This is a genomic window from Streptomyces phaeochromogenes (genome assembly GCF_001418655.1).
GTDB classification, from domain to species: domain Bacteria; phylum Actinomycetota; class Actinomycetes; order Streptomycetales; family Streptomycetaceae; genus Streptomyces; species Streptomyces phaeochromogenes.
In genome coordinates, this window is record NZ_LIQZ01000059.1 from 17,426 (window position 1) to 34,791 (window position 17,366).

Genomic DNA, 17,366 nt, shown 5'->3' on the forward strand with positions numbered 1-17,366 from the left:
GGCGGAACCTGGGGCACCGCCCCAAGCGGACGCACTCGCCCCCTCACTCCTCCCGCTCTCGCTCAACTCGCGCTGCCGTCGACCCAGTTGGAGCCCCCATGACCTCCGTCCGGCCCGCCGAATCCGCCTCACTCACGGACCACCTGAGGCACTGGGCCAGACACCGGCCGCAACAACGCGCCTTCAGCCACGTCGACTTCCCCGACAGCGCCCCCACCGGAGTGCACCGTGCCCTGGGATGGCGTGCCCTCGACGCGCGGGCCAGGGCCGTCGCCGACCGACTGGTCCAGGTCGCCTCCCCCGGCGAACGCGCCGCACTCGTGCTGCCCCAGGGGCTCGACTACGCGGCCGGCTTCCTCGGCTGCCTGTACGCGCGCGTCATCGCCGTACCTCTCTTCGGTCCCCAACTCCCAGGCCACGAAGGGAGGCTGGCGGCCGTCCTGGCCGACTGCGAACCGGCCTGTCTGCTCAGCGACTCCCAAACGGCCCGCGCGATGGGCGAGTTCATCCGCGAACGCCGCCTGGCGGAGGTCCCGGTCGTCCCCGTCGATCGACTCCCCGTCCAACGGGGCGGGTTCATCGACTCGGGCGAACCGTCGGGCGCCCCCGAGCCGGACGACATCGCGTACCTCCAGTACACCTCCGGCTCCACCCGCAGCCCGGCCGGCGTGATGATCAGCCACGCCAACGTCGTCGCCAACGCCCGACAGGCCATCGACGCGTTCATCGCCGACCCGGACGCCGCCACCACGGTCGGCTGGCTGCCTCTCTTCCACGACATGGGCCTCGTCCTCAGCATCGCCGCGCCCGTCGTGGGCGGCTTCCCGTCCGTCCTCATGGACCCCTCCGCCTTCCTTCAGGACCCCGCCCGCTGGCTGCGCCTCCTCGGCTCGTACGAGGGCACCGTCAGCGCCGCCCCGAACTTCGCGTACGACTACTGCGTGGCCCGCACCGCCCCCGCGCTCGTCGACGAACTCCGCCTGGACCGCGTACGGGTGCTCATCAACGGCAGCGAACCGGTGCGCGCCGGGACGATGGACCGTTTCCACGCGACCTTCGCGCCCGCCGGGCTCGACCCGGCCGCGCACTGTCCGGCGTACGGCCTGGCGGAGGCCACCGTGTTCGTGACCGCGAGCTCCCGGGACGAACCGTCCTCGGCCGTCGCCTGCGACGCCGACGCGCTCATGGAGGGGCGGATCGAGGAGACGTCGGACGAGTCGGCGGCCGTCCTCGTCCCGTGCGGGGCGCCCGTCGGGCAGGAGCTGCAGATCGTCGGCCGGGACGGTGCCGTGCTGCCGCAGGGGCGGGTCGGCGAGATCCAGTTGCGCGGACCCAACATCGGGCTCGGCTACTGGAAGCGCGCCGGACTCACGGCCGAGACCTTCGGCTTCGGCGCGGCCGAGGACTGGCTGCGCACCGGAGACCTCGGTGCCCTGCACGACGGGCGGCTTCTCGTCACCGGCCGCCTCAAGGACGTACTCATCGTGGACGGGCGCAACCACTACCCCCAGGACATCGAGGAGACCGTACAGACGGCAGTGGCCCTGATCCGCCGGGACCACCTCGCCGCGTTCGGAGTGACCCGGGCGGACGACGTGGGCGAGGACCTCATCGTGGTCGCGGAGCACCGGCGCGACACCGATCCGGCGCCGGAGGACACGCAGAACGCCGAACGGGTCGTCCGCGCCGCGATCTCCGCCCGTCACGGACTGCGCCTCGGCTCACTGCTGCTCGTACCGCCGGGCTCCGTCCCCCGCACGAGCAGCGGCAAGGTGTCCCGCGCGGCCACCCGGGCGCGCTTCCTCGACGGCGGGTTCGGGCCACGATGAGCGTCTCGCGCAGGGAGATCCGCGAGCTGATCGCGGGGCGGCTCCAGGACTGGTACGGGGTCAGCTCCGTCCAACTCCCCGACGACAGGCCCCTGGCGGAGGCAGGACTCACCTCCCGCGACGCGGTGGCCCTGACGGCCGACCTCAGCGAACTGGTCGGAAGACGCCTCCCGGACACGCTGCTGTGGGAGGCCCCGACGATCGACGCCCTGGTGAGACGCCTGGAGGCGACCGAGCCCCGTAAGGGGCGTGGGGCTGTGACATATGCTGCTCCTCCCCCACTCTCGGCTTCGCTCGAGCGGGGGGACCCCCATCGTGGGCGCGACCAGCCACGGCGGGCCGGCAGCGACCGAACTACCGAACCGGCCCCCGCAGTCGCCATCATCGGCGTCGGCTGCCGATTCCCCGGCGGCGTCACGTCCCCCGACGAATACTGGCAACTCCTCACCGAAGGCCGCGACGCGGTAGGCACACTTCCGCCCGGCCGCTGGGACCCCTTCGTAGGGGATCCGGAACGACTGCCGGACGACGTGCCCCGGCACGGCGCCTTCCTCGGCGGCCTCGACGACATCGCCGGCTTCGACGCCGAGTTCTTCGGCATCCCCGCCCACGAGGCGACCGCCATGGACCCCCAGCACCGCATGCTCCTGGAAGTCACCCGGGAGGCCCTCGACCACGCGGCCCTCGCCGCACCCACGCTCGCGGGCACCCGCACGGGCGTCTTCGTGGGCATCAGCGGCAACGAGTACGCGCACCTCACGACCGCCGACCTCCGCGCCGTGGACGCCTGGACGGCCACCGGCGCGTCCATGAGCATCGCCGCGGGCCGGCTGTCGTACGCCCTCGACCTGCGCGGCCCCAGCCTGTCCGTCGACACGGCGTGCTCGTCGTCGCTGGTCGCGGTGCACCACGCCGTACGCAGCCTGGCGACGGGCGAGAGCGACACGGCACTCGCCGCCGGGGTGAACCTGCTTCTGACCCCCGCCGTCACCCTCGGCTTCCAGCGCGCGGGCGCCCTCGCCCCGGACGGCCGCTGCAAGGCCTTCGACGCCGCGGCCGACGGGATCGTACGCGGCGAGGGCTGCGGAGTCGTCGTACTGAAACGGCTCGCGGACGCCGAACGCGACGGCGACCGCGTCCTGGCGGTGATCCATGCGACGGCCGTCAACTCCGACGGCCGCTCCAACGGCCTGACCGCCCCCAACTCCGAGGCCCAGTGCGCCCTCCTCGCCGAGGCCCACACCGCCCCGACGACCGTGGACTACGTCGAGGCGCACGGCACGGGCACCGCCCTCGGCGACCCCATCGAGGCGAGCGCCCTCGGCGCCGTGCTCGGCCGCGAACGCTCCCTGGACCAGCCCCTCCTGATCGGCTCCGCCAAGACGAACCTCGGCCACCTGGAAGCCGCCGCCGGTATCGCGGGCCTGATCAAGACCGTGCTCGCCCTGCACCACGGCGAAATCCCCGCCCACCTGCACTTCACCCGCCCGGGCCCGCACGCCGACCTCGACGCGCTCGGCCTGCGGGTGGTCGGCTCGCCCGAACCCTGGCCCCGCTACTCGGGCACGGCCACCGCGGGCGTCTCGGCCTTCGGCTTCGGCGGTACGAACGCCCATGTCGTCCTCGCCGAACACCGCCGGGCCGCCCGGGCGAAGGGTCCCGCCGGACGCCCCGCCCTGCTCCTGCTCGACGGACCGACCAAGGAACGCGTACGCGCCTACGCCGGTGAGCTGGCCGCCTGGCTGGACACCCCCGACAGTCGGCGCGTGCGCGACGCCGACCTCGCCCGCACCCTCGCGGGGCGCACCGGCCGTGGCCGCCATCGCGCGGCCCTCGTCATCCGCGACCGCACCGAGACCCTCACCGCACTCGGCCGCCTCGCGGCGGGCGAACCCTCCCCGCGGCTGGTCACGGGGGAAGGGCGGCCGGGCGGGCCCGGCCCCATGGTGTGGGTCTTCTCCGGCTACGGCTCCCAGTGGCCCGGCATGGGCCGCCAACTCCTCGCGACGGAACCGGTGTTCGCCGCCGCCGTCGACCGACTGGAAGCCATCGTGCTCTACCACGCGGGGCTCTCCCTGCGCGCCGGACTCCGACCCGACGCCGACCTCTCGACCCCTGCCACCGTCATGCCCGTGCTCTACGGCGTCCAGGTCGCCCTCGCCGAACTGTGGCGCTCGTACGGCCTCGAACCCGACGCCGTCATCGGCCACTCGCTGGGCGAGATCGCGGCGGCGGTAGTCTCGGGCGCGCTGGACGAGGCCACTGGTGCCCGGATCGTCGCCGTACGCTCCCGGCTGCTGGACCGGCTGACCGGCGGAGCCATGGCGGTCGTGGAGCTGCCGGCGGCCGAAATTCCTTTGCTGGCAAGGGAGTTCGGCACGCTGGAAGTGGCCGTGCACTCCTCGCCCGCGCAGAGCGTGGTCACGGGCTCGGCCGAGGACGTGGCCGGGCTGGTCGCCCGGGTGACCGACAACGGCGGCTTCGCCCGTTCGCTGGGCGTGTCCGGAGCCGGCCACTCGCCCGAAGTCGACCCGCTGCTCGCGGAGTTCGCGTGGGAACTGGGCGAGGTCCGGCACTCCGAGCCCCGCTGTCGCCGCTACTCCACCGCGATCGGTGATCCCCGCGAGAGCGTGCCCTGTGACACGGAGTACTGGGCGGCCAACCTGCGCAACCCCGTCCGCTTCGCGCAGGCGGTGCGCGCAGCCGCCGAGGACGGCCACCGTGTCTTCGTCGAAGTCGCCCCGCACGCCACGCAGTTGCACCCGCTGACCGACACCCTGCGCGATGCCGGCGCCGACGACGCGCTGATCGTTCCCACCCTGCGCCGCGACACCGACGACGCGCTCACCTTCCGTACCTCGCTGGCCACGCTGCTCGTCCACGGCGTACGGGTGGCCCAGCCGCGGGAGGGCCTGCATCCCGAGGGCCGCATCATGGACGTCCCGCCGCCCCGCTGGCGGCACCGCCGCTTCTGGGCGGGGGAGGAGCCGGCCGATGAACCGTCCCGGGCGGAGCCTCTCGACCCGGCCGCCGGTCCTCTCGAACGGCTCCGGCTGTGCGTGGCCGCGGTCATGGGCTACAGCCCCGAACGCCTCGACCCCGACACCCCGTTGACCGACCTCGGGCTGGACTCCCTCACGGCCGTGCGGATACGGGCCGCGGTGGAGCGGGAGTTCGGCATCGAGGTGGAGCCGGGGGTGCTGCTCAGACGCGGGACGCTGAGGGCCGTGGCCGAGCTGCTGGAGACCGGGGGAGAAGCGGAGACGGTCGGTACCGCGGCACGGCAGACGACGACCGGCGATCTGAAAGAGCCGGGGGCGGCGGTGAGTTCCGCCGCCGACATGCCCGTACGAGGCGCCGCCGCCGCAGCAGCCGCGACCAGGCCCGACGCGCCGACCCCTCTCCGCGCCTTCCCGGGAACCGGTCCCGGCACCCCCCTCTTCCTGGCCCACGCCGCAGGCGGATCCGCCGATGTGTACGCCCGGCTGGCCCATCGCCTGGACGGCGACCGCCCGGTGCACGGCTTCGACCGGCAGCCCGACCCCGACGATGTGCCGGGACGGGCCGAGGAGTTCGCCCGGAGAGTACGAGCGGAGCTGCCCAAAGGCCCCTGGTTCCTTGGCGGTTGGTCGTACGGCGGTCTGGTCGCTCAGGAAGCGGCCCGGCTGCTCGCCCCGCACGGCAGGGTCCCCGCCCTGGTCCTGCTCGACTCGGTCCTGCCCCTGCCCACCAGCCTCACCGCGACCGACCTGGCCCTGCGGCACTTCCGGGACTTCGCCGCGTACGTGGAACGCACCTACGGCACCGCGCTCCACCTGCCGTACGGCGAACTCGCCGGGCTCGACGACGCGGGACGGATCGACTTGGTCATCAAGGTGCTGCGGGACACCGTCGAACTGCCGGAAGCGGTCCTCGAACACCAGCGGACGTCGTACCTGGACCTGCGCAGCGGCGAGCGCCACCGGCCCGGGGGATACGCGGGCCGCACCCTGCTCTACCGGGCGAGCGAGACCGCTCCGCACACCGTCCACGACCCCCGGTACGAACGCGGCGACGCGACGCTCGGCTGGGACGCGCACTGCGCCGACCTGACCGTCGTCCCGCTGCCCGGCCACCATCTGTCGCTGCTCGACCCCCCGGTCGTCGACACGCTGGCCGCACTGCTGACACGCGATCTGCGGGACTCCTGAAGGGACTTGCCCCATGACTCGTACGACTCGTATGGCTCGTAGGCGGAGATGCGCCGCGCTCGCGGTGACAACGGCCCTGCTCGGCGCGGGAGTCGGGCTCAGCGCCCCACCCGCGACGGCCGCTCCCGCCGCCGCGGTGGCCGCGGGCGCCACGATCGTCGCCGAGAAGTGGCTCGACACCCGAACCGTCGACCTCACGGTCGCCTCCCCGGCGGTCGGCGCGTCCCTGCCTGTACGGGTGGTCCTGCCGACCGGGTACGCCGCACAGCCCGGCCGCACCTGGCCCGTGCTCTACCTCCTCCAGGGAGCGCACGACGACTACACGTCCTGGACGAGGGAGACGGACGTCGTCGACTTCCTCGCCGGCCAGGACGTCATCACCGTGATGCCGTCGTCCGGCCCCACCGGCATCCCCACCGACTGGTGGAACTACGGCAGCGCCGGCGCACCGGACTACGAGGCATTCCAGGTCGACGAGTTGATGGGGGTGCTGCAGCAGAAGTTCCGGGCGGGGACGAAACGTGCCGTCGCCGGTGTCTCCACCGGTGGCTACGGCGCCCTGGCCTTCGCCGCCCGGCACCCCGGGACCTTCACCGCGGCGGCCTCGTACAGCGGGATCCTGGACACCACGGCCTTCGGCATGCCGACCGTGCTCAACGCGATCGTCGCCCGCGAACAGTTGCTGCCGCTGACGCTCTGGGGCAGCCCGCTGCTCAACCGGGACAACTGGAACCGGCACAACCCCTCGGCGCAGGCCGCGGGCCTCAAGGGCACCAGCCTGTACATCTCCCAGGGCAGCGGTCTGGCGGGCGGTGACTTCGACAACCTCGAAGGCGCGGTGCTCGAAGGCGCGCTCTGGTCCCAGGCGCACCGCTTCACTGATCGGCTGGATGCCCTGGGCGTCCCGGCCCAGGTGCACTTCTACAACGGCGGAGCACACGCGTGGCCGTACTGGCGACAGGAGTTCAAGGCGTCGTGGCCCATGCTCGCGGCGGGCCTCGGCCTGAGCTGACCCGGGCCCGGGCCCGGGTTGATTCGGGCACAGGCCCGAGCTGATCCCTGGCCCCGGTCGACCCCTCAAGGAGGAACCACCATGGATGCCCTGGCCGAGGCAGTTGTCGCGGGAGCCGCCCGCACCGAACTGGAGCACCTGCCCCCACCCGACCGCTTCACCGCCGCCCACCTGCGCGCGGAGGACGTGGACAGCTTCACCGGAGTCGCCGACAAGGACGTACGGAAATCCATCCACATCGGCGCGGTGCCGATGCCCGAACTCGCCCCGAACGAGGTGCTGGTGGCCGTCATGGCCAGCGGCATCAACTACAACACCGTCTGGTCGGCGATGTTCGAACCCATCCCGACCTTCAGCTTCCTGAAGCACTTCGGCCGCCAGGACCGCTGGGCGGCCCGGCACGACCAGCCCTTCCACGTCATCGGCTCGGACGCCTCCGGCGTCGTCGTACGCACCGGTTCGGGCGTGCGCAGATGGCAGGTCGGCGACCACGTCGTGGTGAGCCCCGTGTACGTGGACGAGGAGGACCCGGCGACCCACGCCGACGGCATGCTGGGCACGGGCATGCTGGCCTGGGGCTTCGAGACCAACTACGGAGGACTGGCCCACTACGCCGTGGCCAGGACCAGCCAACTCCTCCCCAAACCCGCCCACTTGACCTGGGAGGAGGCCGCCTCGAACCCGCTGTGCGCGGGCACGGCGTACCGCATGCTGGTCAGCGACCGGGGCGCCCGGATGACCCAGGGCGACGTGGTGCTGGTCTGGGGAGCGGCGGGCGGCCTCGGCGCGTACGCGGTCCAACTCGTCCGTAACGGCGGGGGCATAGCCGTCGGCGTCGTCAGCAGCGAGCAGAAGGCGGAGTACGCCCGCCGGCTCGGCTGCCACCACGTGATCAACCGGGAGGAGATCGGCCTCAGCGGCAGCGAGCCGCCCGCCGATCCCGCCGTGGTCGGCAAACGGCTCGGCAAGCTGATCCGGGCCGCGACCGGGGAGGACCCGCACATCGTCTTCGAGCACGTCGGCCGGGCCACCTTCGGCGTCTCGGTCTTCGTCGTCCGCCGCGGCGGGGCGGTGGTGACGTGCGGCTCCAGCACCGGCTACCAGCACGAGTTCGACAACCGGTACCTCTGGATGCGCCTCAAGCGCGTCATCGGCAGCCACGGCTCCAACCTCCACGAACAGGCCGCCGTAGGCCGCCTCCTGGACCTCGGCCACCTCACCCCCGCCCTCACCGAGACCTACCCCCTCACCGACACGGCCGAGGCGGCCCGCCTGGTCCAGAACAACGCCCACCTGGGCAAGGTCGGCGTGCTAGCCCTCGCTCCCGGGCCCGGGCTTGGGGTCGTGGACGCCGAGCGGCGGGAGCGCCTCACCGGGATGTGACCGTCTTCAGGAAGGGGTGGGTTGTTCCTCGTGCTCCTGGGCCTTCGTCGGGACCCGCGGCTGCGGTGTCATGGAGAGCTTGTCGGGCTTGACCGTGACGATGGCCTGGGGGCGCGGGGGAGCGGACGTGAGGGTCAGCCGCCAGCGTTGGACGACGGTGGCCAGGACGATGAGGAGTTCGGTCCAGGCGAACTCCTCGCCTATGCACTTGCGCCGGCCGTCCCCGAAGGCGAGGAACGAGGAGCGGTTGATGCTCTTCGCGCGCTCGGGTTCCCAACGGCCCGGGTCGAAGGCCGCGGGGTCCGCATAGACCTCGGGGTCGTGCTGGTGGACGTACGGGCTGTATACGACGTCCGCGCCCTCGGGGATCGGGACTCCGTCGAGGACGACCGGCCGTGTGGTGGTTCGCGTGACGAGCCAAGCCGGTCCGTACATGCGCATGGCCTCCTTGAGGACACTGCGCATGTACGGCAGGGAGCCCAGGTCCTCCTGGCGCAGCGGGCGTTCGCCGCAGACGGCGTCGAGTTCGGCGTGCAGCTTCCGCTCGATGCCCGGGTTGCGGCTGATCTCGTACAGGGTCCACGCCAGGGTCGTCCCGGTGGTCTCGATCGCGCCCGTGAGGAGGGTGATCGCCTCGTCCTGGAGCTGCTGGCGGGAGAGAGGGCCCGTCTCGGGGTCGTCGGCCGTGAGGAGAGTGGAGAAGAGTCCGGTCTGCGACGCGGTGCCCTCGGCCTGCGCGCCGTCCTGATGGGCGGGGCAGCCGGGCGGCGGCGCGGGCTGCTCCGCGGACGCCAGCTGGGCCCGGTGGTGGTCGATGGCCTGGTCGATGAGGACTCGCAGCCGGGCGACCCGGCGCTCGTGCGCGCGGTTCGCGGGCAGGGGCAGTTTCGTCACCCAACCGGGCAGGATGGTCTGCCGGATCGTGCCACGCATGATCTCCGGCATGAGGCCCTGGAACTCCTGCTCGACATGTCCCGGCAGGCCCGAACCGAAGAGCGCCACGAGGAACGTCGACAGCGTCAGGTCGTTCATGTCCTCGTACGTGTCACGCGCGACCCCCTCCGCCCATGCCTCGGTCGCCGCCCGTACGTGGCTGATCATGACGTCGCCACGGGTGGCGATGTGCGACTTGTTGAACATGGGCTGCATCAGCCGCCGGTGCTTCATGTGCAGGTCGCCGTCGGCGATCGTGGCGAGGCCGTCGCCGAAGAACACCCGCAGCGCGTCGATGATCTTGCCGCCCTTTGCGAACGCGTCGACCTCCGTCACCAGCACCCGGCGGGTGACGGCCGGGTCGGTGACCACATAGGCGGCGGTGGGGCCTATCAGGATCTTCACGACGCTGCCCTGTTCGCGCAGCGCGTTCATGAACTCCAGGGGACGTCGGGCCAGTTGGTGTCCGTGTCCGATCAAGGGCAGGCGGCCGGGGGCGGTCGGGGCCGAGGCGGGGGGACCTGATACGCCGCTCATCGGTGGGTCTCCTCAAGATCAACTCGGGTGCTGTGATCATGACATGCATGCCCACGCGATCCGTGTCGTACCCGCCGTTTTCGTCACAGCACCCTCCGGTCGCGGCAATGAGTAAAGGGATTTGTCGACTGATTCGAGCTGGTCGGAGGGTCGCCAAAGCTTCACAGAAGTGGGCCGGTGAGGTTGATCTGAGGTAGATCAAACCCGATAAGGTTCCCTGAGGCGCGGCGAGTTGACGCGACAGCAATCGGTTGTCGCTCGCTGTCCACGCATGCCCGTCGCGGGGTGGATCACCGCGCGACGAGTGCTGCCCCGAGCTTCTCCCCCCTGTTCGATCGTGTTGCTTCGAAGGATGCAGATGGAACTTGCCACTCCGCCACCGGAGGCGCGGGCACCGGCCGCCTGGTACAGCTGGTGGCTGATGCCGCTGGCCTTAGGCGCTGGAACCGTCGCCGCCGCGGTCGCCGGACCCGACTCGACCCAGATACCCGCGATCGTCTCCGGGGTCGCGGCGACGGCCGCGAGCGCCATCTCCGTACGACTCCTCGTCCGCTCCCAGCTCCAGCTGCGCCGCAGCGCAGGCGAGTTCAGGAACGCGCAGGCCGAACACTCCCAGCAGTGGCAGCAGCACGTGGCCGGGCTGGAGCGAAAGTACGCCGCCGAACGATCCACGTACGACGCCCAGTTGGCCGAGCAGGCCAAGGCCTACGAGGCGCGGATCGCCGAGCAGACGCAGGCCTGGCAGGAGCAGCTCGACCGCCAGCTCGCGGCCGTCGCCCAGCTCGCCGACCAGCAGCTGCCCGAGGCGCTGGAGCGGCTGCGGGCCGGTGACTCCATCGACGACGTGCTGCCCTCCGTCAACCAGTGCGCCGAGGTCAGCGCCGACCTGCAGGCCCAACTGCGCAAGGTGCTCAGGACGGCGCTCATCGGCGTGGAGCAGGAGTTCAACCGCTCCACCTCCGCCGAGCAGGCCGTCATCAGCATCGGCAGCCGCATCCACGTACTGACCAGCAAGCTGCGCGGCCGGCTCCACGAGATGCAGGGCGAACACGGCAGGCTGCCCTCCGTCGCCCAGGGGCTGATGGAGCTCGACCAGCAGCTCGGCCCCGCCGACTCGCTGGCCGCGAGCATCGGCGTACTCGGCGGCTCGGACCGGCCCGGCCGCCAGTGGCAGGAGCCCCAGCGCCTGCTCAGCGTGGTGCGCGGCGGTATCGGCCGGATCAAGGACTTCGACCGCGTCCAGGTCCAGCACCTGCCCGAACTCGGCGTCGACGGCGGCATGGTGGACCACCTCACGCTGGTCTTCGCCCACCTGCTCGACAACGCGGCACGCTACTCGCCGCCCACCGAGCCGGTGATCGTCTCCGGCAAGGAGGTGCCCAACGGCGTCGGCATCGAGATCCAGGACTCCGGCAAGGGCCTGAACGAGGAGAAGAAGCAGGAGGCCCTCCAGTCGCTGGAGGGGGTGGCCCCCGGCCCCGGCCTCGGCGGGGTGTCCGAGGACGCCCACCTCGGTCTGCGCGTGGTGGGAGCCCTGGCCCGCCGGTACGGCATCAGGGTCACCTTCGCGGACTCTCCGTGGCTCGGCACCTCAGTGGTCATCGTGGTACCTCACAAGTACTTCAGCCAGTTGCCCGCCGCCGTCACGGCGCCGGCTCCTGTCGCTGAGGCTTCCGTCGCGCCGGGCACCGTTTCGGCCCCGGCCGAGGAACCGGCTCAGGCCGAGGAGCCGGAGGAGACCGGGGACACCACCCCCGGCGGTCTGCCCCGGCGCCGCAGGCGAGCCGAGTCCGAGAGGCCCAAGTCGGCCGCCCGGGAGGAAGAGTCCCCCGCCACCGCCTCGCACGCGGTGCCGCCGGACGAGTCCTTCACCGGCCTGGCCGCCTTCGCCACGGCCGGACGTGAGCCGGCCGCGCGGCGTGAGCCGGCTGCCGGACACGAGCCGACCGCCGGACGTGAGTCCACAGAGCACCGCACTGAAGAGAGCGACTAGTCCACATGACGCAACAGGGAACCGACGTGAGCTGGGCGCTCCGCGATCTGGTGGAGAGCATCCAGGAGATCCGCTTCGCCCTCGTGGCCTCCAGCGACGGCAAGGCCATCACCTCCTACGGCGCCGACGACCCCGACGACGTGGACCGTTTCGCCGCCGTGGTGGCGGGCCTGCAGGCACTGGCCCAGCCCGTGGCCGAGCAGTTCCCCAAATACGCCGGGCAACTGCGCCTCGCGATGATCGAGGTCGACGGCGGCCACCTCTTCGTGGTGCGCGCCGGCGTGGAGACGTACCTCGGAGTACTCGCCAGGGAGGGGCTCGACCAGGGCCTGCTCGGCCACCAGATGAGGGACCTGGCCCGCAGGATGGGTGAGCTCCTCGGCACCACTCCGCGCCTGGAGGAGCACTCTGGATGAGTGGTCCCCGCCGACCCACGGACCCGTCCGGTCTCGAGCGCTACTACGTCCTCACGGGCGGTCGCAGCGGACCGGGCGGTTCGTCGTCGAGCCTTGACGTGGCGACCCTCATCACCTCCCGTGCCGCGGCCGTCCCCGGTCTGCAGCACGAGCACGAGGAGATCCTCCGGCGCTGCCGCGATCCGCTGTCGGTGGCCGAACTCGGCGCCCATCTCGGATTGCCCTTCAACATTCTCGCGGTGCTCTTGGCCGATCTGCTGGACGCAGGCCGCGTTGAAGCCCGTCACCCCATCCCGGCGTCAGGCGCCGGTCGCGGGCCCGACCTCGCGCTCCTTGAGGAGGTACTCAGTGGACTTGAAAGGCTTTGACCATCCCGACCGGTACTCGGCGGACGGCACTCTGCCGGCCGGTGCCCGCTCGGTGAAGGTGATGATCGCCGGCGGATTCGGCACCGGTAAGACCACCATGGTCCGCTCGGTCAGCGACATCAAGCCGCTCACCACCGAGGAGACGCTGACCCAGGCCAGCGCCGACGTCGACAACCTGATCGGGGTGGCGGACAAGCAGGAGACCACCGTCAGCCTCGACTTCGGCAAGATCGGCATCAACGACCAGCTGGTGCTGTATCTGTTCGGCACTCCCGGCCAGGAGCGGTTCTGGTTCCTGTGGAACGGGCTGTTCAAGGGCGCGCTCGGGGCCGTGGTCCTGGTCGACACGCGTCGACTGGCCTCCAGCTTCCGGGCGATCGAGGAGATGGAGCGGCAGAACGTCCCGTTCGTGATCGCCCTCAACGTCTTCCCCGACTCAAAGGACCACCCGGTCGAGGAGATCCGCGACGCCCTGGACATCTCCCCGCACACCCCGATCGTGGCCTGCGACGCCCGCGACCGGGCCTCCAGCCGTGATGTGCTCATCGCGCTGATACGCCACCTCAAGGAACGCTCCGCAGTCGCTCTGGAGTCCCGATGACCGACCAGCCCTTAAACGGTCCCGACGCCCCGCGCGGCTGCCCGGTCGCGCACGGCGGGGGAGACGGGCTCACCCGTCTCTACGGGCCCGACGCGGCGACCGACCCGATCGGCATCTACTCGCGGCTGCGCAAGCAGCACGGGCCGGTCGCGCCGGTACTGCTGGAGGGCGACATCCCGGCGTGGCTGGTCCTCGGCTACCGGGAGAACCGGCGGGTGCTCGACAACCCCCGTCAGTTCAGCCGGGATTCGCGGATCTGGCGGGACTGGAAGGACGGGCGTGTCGAGAGCACCTCGCCACTGATTCCGATGCTGGGGTGGCGGCCCGACTGCGTCTCCCAGGACGGTGAACCGCACCGCAGGCTGCGCGGTGCGGTGACGGACAACCTCCAGGCCGTCGCGAGTCGCGGCATCCGCCGTCACGTCACGCACTTCGCGAACAAACTGATCGACGCGTTCGCCGGGGCCGGCAGTGCCGACCTGGTGGCCGAGTACTCCGAGTATCTGCCGATGCTCGTACTGACCAGGGTGTTCGGGCTCGCGGAGGGCGAGGGGCGGCAGCTCGCCGAGTCCTGCGCCCAGGTGATGAAGGGTGGTGCGGACGCCCTCGTCCACAACGACCGCATCATGCAGATCCTCGGTGAACTCGCTGAGCGCAAGCGGGTGGAGCCGGGTTCCGACTTCACCACCGGGCTGCTGGAGCACCACGCCGAGCTCGACGACGACGAGATCCTCAACCATCTGCGTCTGGTGCTGATCACCGCCCACGCCACCACCAGCAATCTGCTGGCCCGGGTGCTCCAACTGGTACTCACCGACGGCAACCGGCTCTCCGGCCTCGTCAGCGGGCAGCTGAACATCTCCGCCGTCGTCGAGGAGGTCATGTGGAACACGCCGCCGCTGGCCGTCCTGCCGGGGCGGTTCGCCGCGGCCGACCTCGAACTGGGCGGGCACCATATCCAGGAAGGTGACCTGCTCGTCCTCGGCCTGACCGCCGGGAACGTGGACCCGGAGATCCGGCCCGACGTCGGCATCTCCGTGCACGGCAACCAGTCGCACCTCGCGTTCAGCGGGGGGCCGCACGAGTGCCCCGGACAGAACATCGGCCAGGCCATCATCGAGACGGCTGTCGATGTGCTGCTGCACCGGCTGCCGGGGCTGCGGCTCGCGGTGACGCCGGACGAGCTCACGTCCACGGCCTCCACATGGGAGGCAAAGCTCAACCGGCTTCCGGTCGAGTTCGCGACGTAGGCGCGTCGCTGCGCTTTTTCTGGGGAGCGGCTGTTGTGGGTCGGCTGCGGGTTCGTCGTGGCTCGTCGCGCCCACGCGGCGGAGCCGCACGATGTCACAGCCCCGCGCCCCTCGAAGGGGCGCGGGGAACTGTTCTCAGACTGCCAGGAGATCGTCCAGTGAGCCCTGGCCCGCCAACTCGGCCCTGGCGGCCGGGGATTCCTTGTCCGCCGCGTAGCGGCCGGACGTGAGTGCCCACTCGTAGTTGCCGTTTATCCAGTGCTGGATGGCCTCGACGCCCATCCGGACCTTCGCGCGGTCGTCCTCGTCCAGGCCGAGTTCGTCGCACATCTGCGGTACCTGCGCCTCCAGTTCGAGGTACTCGGCGAGGCTGTCCGTGGTCATCTTGACGGCCTCGTCGGCGGCCTCCTGCCATCCGCAGTGGCGCTCGCGGTGCAGTACGGCTATCAGGTTGTGGCCGTCTCCTCGGCGTTTCTCGCGCTCGAAGGAGTGGATGTCGTTCATGAAGCCGATGGTGTCGGCGGCCAGGTCCCGCATTCTCTCCATCAGTGGATGCGCCTGCACCTCGGCGGGCACCTCGAAGCCGCGGCTGCGCTCACCGGCGTCGATGCTGTGGTGGATGCCGACCGTACGGCGGCGGAACTCGGCGTACTCCTGAAGGTCGAGCGTGCCGGCCAGGCCGCGGGCGGCCAGGTCGACCTCCTCGGTGTGCGCCACGAGGAAACGGCCCCAGGAGGCCGCGAATCGCGTACGCCATGTCAGAGACATGCCATCCGAAAGATGGGCCCAGACCTCCGCCCAGGCCATGGTGATCGGGCACGCCACACGAGGGGTGATGCCCGCCGGCCGCAAGGGGGTGGCGATGAGCTCCCGCGCGACCTCCGCTATGCGGTCGGCGCGATCCGGCCTTCCTGAGTCGAACTGGTCGTCGAAAAGGAAGGCCAGCGAGAACCAGTTCATCAGGACGACCATGTCGTCAGCCGAAGCGTGGGGGTAGGTGCGGGCCGCCGCCTGGGGCAGATCCCAGGAGCGGTACTCCTCGAATCCGGCCTGGCTGCGGACCAGGCCCTTGTCCCATACCCAGCGCAGATGGCGGGAGCGGGCGTACTCGAGATGTTCGCTGACGGGAGTGGTGAAGGGGAGGTCGAACCTGACGTCCTGCGGCATTCGCGTCCTCTCTTGAGACGATGCACAGAGCCCCCCATCCCTGTGCGCGGACGTCGAAATTGACGCCCGCTGGCTCGAACTGCGTTTCCCGAGACGAAAGTTGACTCGATTTACGCTACGAGGCTGCCCTGATCGTAAATGATCTATGCCGCGACCTCGGTGACTTGACCGTGACCTGCGTTACACCACTCCGTGACCTCGGCGATTCGTCGGTCTCCGTGGCCGAATGAGCGCGTTCGTCCGCCGCGCCGACGGGTCATGGGCGCGCGGCCGACTGATTTCCGCAGGAGGGGTACCCGGTCGCCGTGGAGCCGTGGGCGGAGTGCCGCTCGTGGTCGGTCGGTGTACGGAGGAAACATGGCACTGGTAGTGGCGGGCGTCGTGGTGTTGGACTGTGCCGAGCCCGAGAAACTCGCCGCGTTCTACAAGGAGTTCCTCGACGCCGAGGAGACGGACGCGTCGGCGAACCGTGTGGAGATCAAGGGAGCCGACGGGTTTCGGATCGCGTTCCGGCGGGATGTGAACGCGACTCCGCCGAGCTGGCCGCGCCCCGAGAACTCGCTGCAGGCCCACATCGACTTCCACGTCGAGGATCTGGACGCGGCCGAGCGCAAGGTCATCGGGCTCGGTGGCCGGGCGCTGGAGGCCAAGGACCCGTCCGGTCCGTTCGAGGAGCGGGGGTTCGCCGACCCGGCCGGCCACTCGTTCACCGTACGCAGCAACCGGACGACCGCGCCCAAGCAGGGCTGAACGACCCAAGCAGGGCTGAACGAAGAGGACTTGAAGAGGGCTTGAGGGCTCAGCCCTTGTGTGCGCGCAGGGCCGCCAGGGCGCGGTCCGCGTGCGCGCTCATCTTGAACTCGCTGCGCACCACCTCCAGCACCTTCCGGTCCTCGGAGATCACGAAGGTGACCCGCTTCGTGGGCGCCAGCGAGAAGCCCCGCTTCACACCGAACTGCTCGCGGATCAGCCCGTCCGGGTCGGACAGCAGCGGGAACCCGAGGGTGTGCTTCCCGGCGAACTCCTGCTGACGCTCGACCGCGTCACCACTGATCCCCACCGGACGGCCCCCGGCGGCCGTGAACTCGGCGGCCAGGTCGCGGAAGTGGCACGCCTCGGCGGTGCAGCCGGCGGACAGCGCCGCGGGATAGAAGAACAGCACGACCGGCCCCTCGACCAGCAGCTCGGAGAGCTTGCGCGAGGTGCCGGTCTCGTCGAGAAGCTCGAAGTCCTCGACGGTGTCGCCGACCTCTGTCTGGTTCTTCACGATCGCTCCCCTGACTCCCGGCCGGCTCCGGGCCGACTGCGTGGAGGCCAACCGTACTGGACGGTAAGGGGAGTCAGTCGCGGCCCCCCTTGTCGCTGGAGGGCCACACTCCGGTGGACCGCTCGATGGCCGTCGCCCCTGTACGGTCCACCGCGCTGCGGACGACCGCGAAGAGCGCTCCCTGGATGGCCGCGGCGAGCAGCACCTCGCCCCAACCACGGTCCTTGTCCAGCGCGTCGGGCGCGTCGTCCTCGTGGCGTATCGCCTTCCAGGTCGCCTGGAACGCCATGCTCGCGAGGGCCCCGCTCGCCCAGCCGAGCACGAACCCGAGGGGCTTGTAGACGAGTGGCAGCTTCTTCTTCTGCATCTGGATCTCCTTCGGCTCGCGTTCCAGGACTCACCATGGCGAGTGTCCAGTTC

General features: G+C 70.9%; 14 protein-coding genes. 10 read left to right on the forward strand and 4 right to left on the reverse strand.

Going from position 1 to position 17,366, the window contains the following annotated elements; genetic code table 11:
* The first annotated feature begins 98 nt into the window (after positions 1–98).
* The 4 genes from AOK17_RS08445 (at position 99) to ccrA (ending at position 8,414) form a co-directional block, all read left to right on the forward strand.
* On the forward strand, positions 99–1,829 hold the full coding sequence (locus AOK17_RS08445) for a fatty acyl-AMP ligase (RefSeq protein WP_055611710.1): 1,731 nt from the start codon (positions 99–101) through the stop codon (positions 1,827–1,829).
* Positions 1,826–6,019 carry a type I polyketide synthase gene (locus AOK17_RS08450; RefSeq protein ID WP_055611711.1) on the forward strand — a complete coding sequence of 1,398 codons (4,194 nt, stop codon included), beginning with the start codon at positions 1,826–1,828 and terminating at the stop codon, positions 6,017–6,019. Before AOK17_RS08445 ends, AOK17_RS08450 begins: the two co-directional genes overlap by 4 nt.
* A 13-nt stretch (positions 6,020–6,032) precedes the next feature.
* Positions 6,033–7,031 (forward strand): alpha/beta hydrolase, encoded by a 999-nt coding sequence (locus tag AOK17_RS08455; RefSeq protein ID WP_055611712.1) that lies wholly within the window; start codon positions 6,033–6,035, stop codon positions 7,029–7,031.
* A gap of 81 nt (positions 7,032–7,112) precedes the next feature.
* Positions 7,113–8,414, forward strand: coding sequence for a crotonyl-CoA carboxylase/reductase (gene ccrA, locus AOK17_RS08460; protein WP_055611713.1), 1,302 nt, complete (start codon positions 7,113–7,115; stop codon positions 8,412–8,414).
* A gap of 6 nt (positions 8,415–8,420) precedes the next feature.
* Here the strand turns inward: ccrA and AOK17_RS08465 are convergent, their stop codons facing one another.
* Positions 8,421–9,884 (reverse strand): cytochrome P450, encoded by a 1,464-nt coding sequence (locus tag AOK17_RS08465; RefSeq protein WP_055611714.1) that lies wholly within the window; start codon positions 9,882–9,884, stop codon positions 8,421–8,423.
* A 358-nt stretch (positions 9,885–10,242) separates the two neighbouring features.
* Between AOK17_RS08465 and AOK17_RS08470 the strand changes: the two genes are divergently transcribed.
* From AOK17_RS08470 to AOK17_RS08490, 5 genes are read left to right on the forward strand one after another with little or no spacing between them, the layout of a single operon-like run.
* Entirely contained in the window at positions 10,243–11,877 is a 1,635-nt protein-coding gene (locus AOK17_RS08470) for an ATP-binding protein (RefSeq protein WP_055611715.1), read from the forward strand.
* A 5-nt stretch (positions 11,878–11,882) separates the two neighbouring features.
* Positions 11,883–12,293: a roadblock/LC7 domain-containing protein gene (locus AOK17_RS08475; RefSeq protein WP_055611716.1), complete on the forward strand. Its 411-nt coding sequence runs from the start codon at positions 11,883–11,885 to the stop codon at positions 12,291–12,293.
* Positions 12,290–12,661, forward strand: a complete 372-nt coding sequence (locus AOK17_RS08480) for a DUF742 domain-containing protein (RefSeq protein ID WP_055611717.1) — start codon at positions 12,290–12,292, stop codon at positions 12,659–12,661. The genes AOK17_RS08475 and AOK17_RS08480 overlap by 4 nt, the downstream gene beginning before the upstream one ends.
* Positions 12,642–13,262: a GTP-binding protein gene (locus AOK17_RS08485; protein WP_055611718.1), complete on the forward strand. Its 621-nt coding sequence runs from the start codon at positions 12,642–12,644 to the stop codon at positions 13,260–13,262. The genes AOK17_RS08480 and AOK17_RS08485 overlap by 20 nt, the downstream gene beginning before the upstream one ends.
* Complete coding sequence (locus AOK17_RS08490) at positions 13,259–14,512, forward strand: cytochrome P450 (RefSeq protein WP_055611719.1); 1,254 nt, start codon at positions 13,259–13,261, stop codon at positions 14,510–14,512. Before AOK17_RS08485 ends, AOK17_RS08490 begins: the two co-directional genes overlap by 4 nt.
* Positions 14,513–14,647: 135 nt before the next feature.
* Here the strand turns inward: AOK17_RS08490 and AOK17_RS08495 are convergent, their stop codons facing one another.
* A complete protein-coding gene (locus tag AOK17_RS08495) occupies positions 14,648–15,679 on the reverse strand; it encodes a 7-epi-alpha-eudesmol synthase (RefSeq protein ID WP_055611720.1) in 1,032 nt (343 codons plus the stop codon).
* Between the two features lie 357 nt (positions 15,680–16,036).
* On the opposite strand from AOK17_RS08495, the gene AOK17_RS08500 reads away from it, so the two are divergent.
* Positions 16,037–16,429, forward strand: a complete 393-nt coding sequence (locus AOK17_RS08500) for a VOC family protein (protein WP_055611721.1) — start codon at positions 16,037–16,039, stop codon at positions 16,427–16,429.
* Positions 16,430–16,478: 49 nt separating this feature from the next.
* On the opposite strand, the gene AOK17_RS08505 is transcribed toward AOK17_RS08500, so the two are convergent.
* Both AOK17_RS08505 and AOK17_RS08510 read right to left on the reverse strand, forming a co-directional pair.
* A complete protein-coding gene (locus AOK17_RS08505; RefSeq protein WP_055611722.1) occupies positions 16,479–16,946 on the reverse strand; it encodes a peroxiredoxin in 468 nt (155 codons plus the stop codon).
* A 73-nt stretch (positions 16,947–17,019) separates the two neighbouring features.
* A complete protein-coding gene (locus AOK17_RS08510; RefSeq protein ID WP_055611723.1) occupies positions 17,020–17,313 on the reverse strand; it encodes a DUF4235 domain-containing protein in 294 nt (97 codons plus the stop codon).
* Positions 17,314–17,366 lie beyond the last annotated feature (53 nt).

Excerpts from the sequence above, each read along its gene's own strand:
- AOK17_RS08490 (WP_055611719.1), top strand. The coding sequence starts at position 13,259 with ATGACCGACCAGCCCTTAAACGGTCCCGACGCCCCGCGCGGCTGCCCG.
- AOK17_RS08495 (WP_055611720.1), bottom strand. The coding sequence starts at position 15,679 with ATGCCGCAGGACGTCAGGTTCGACCTCCCCTTCACCACTCCCGTCAGC.
- ccrA (WP_055611713.1), top strand. The coding sequence starts at position 7,113 with ATGGATGCCCTGGCCGAGGCAGTTGTCGCGGGAGCCGCCCGCACCGAA.
- AOK17_RS08450 (WP_055611711.1), top strand. The coding sequence starts at position 1,826 with ATGAGCGTCTCGCGCAGGGAGATCCGCGAGCTGATCGCGGGGCGGCTC.
- AOK17_RS08510 (WP_055611723.1), bottom strand. The coding sequence starts at position 17,313 with ATGCAGAAGAAGAAGCTGCCACTCGTCTACAAGCCCCTCGGGTTCGTG.
- AOK17_RS08455 (WP_055611712.1), top strand. The coding sequence starts at position 6,033 with ATGACTCGTACGACTCGTATGGCTCGTAGGCGGAGATGCGCCGCGCTC.
- AOK17_RS08475 (WP_055611716.1), top strand. The coding sequence starts at position 11,883 with ATGACGCAACAGGGAACCGACGTGAGCTGGGCGCTCCGCGATCTGGTG.
- AOK17_RS08445 (WP_055611710.1), top strand. The coding sequence starts at position 99 with ATGACCTCCGTCCGGCCCGCCGAATCCGCCTCACTCACGGACCACCTG.
- AOK17_RS08470 (WP_055611715.1), top strand. The coding sequence starts at position 10,243 with ATGGAACTTGCCACTCCGCCACCGGAGGCGCGGGCACCGGCCGCCTGG.
- AOK17_RS08500 (WP_055611721.1), top strand. The coding sequence starts at position 16,037 with ATGGCACTGGTAGTGGCGGGCGTCGTGGTGTTGGACTGTGCCGAGCCC.
- AOK17_RS08480 (WP_055611717.1), top strand. The coding sequence starts at position 12,290 with ATGAGTGGTCCCCGCCGACCCACGGACCCGTCCGGTCTCGAGCGCTAC.
- AOK17_RS08465 (WP_055611714.1), bottom strand. The coding sequence starts at position 9,884 with ATGAGCGGCGTATCAGGTCCCCCCGCCTCGGCCCCGACCGCCCCCGGC.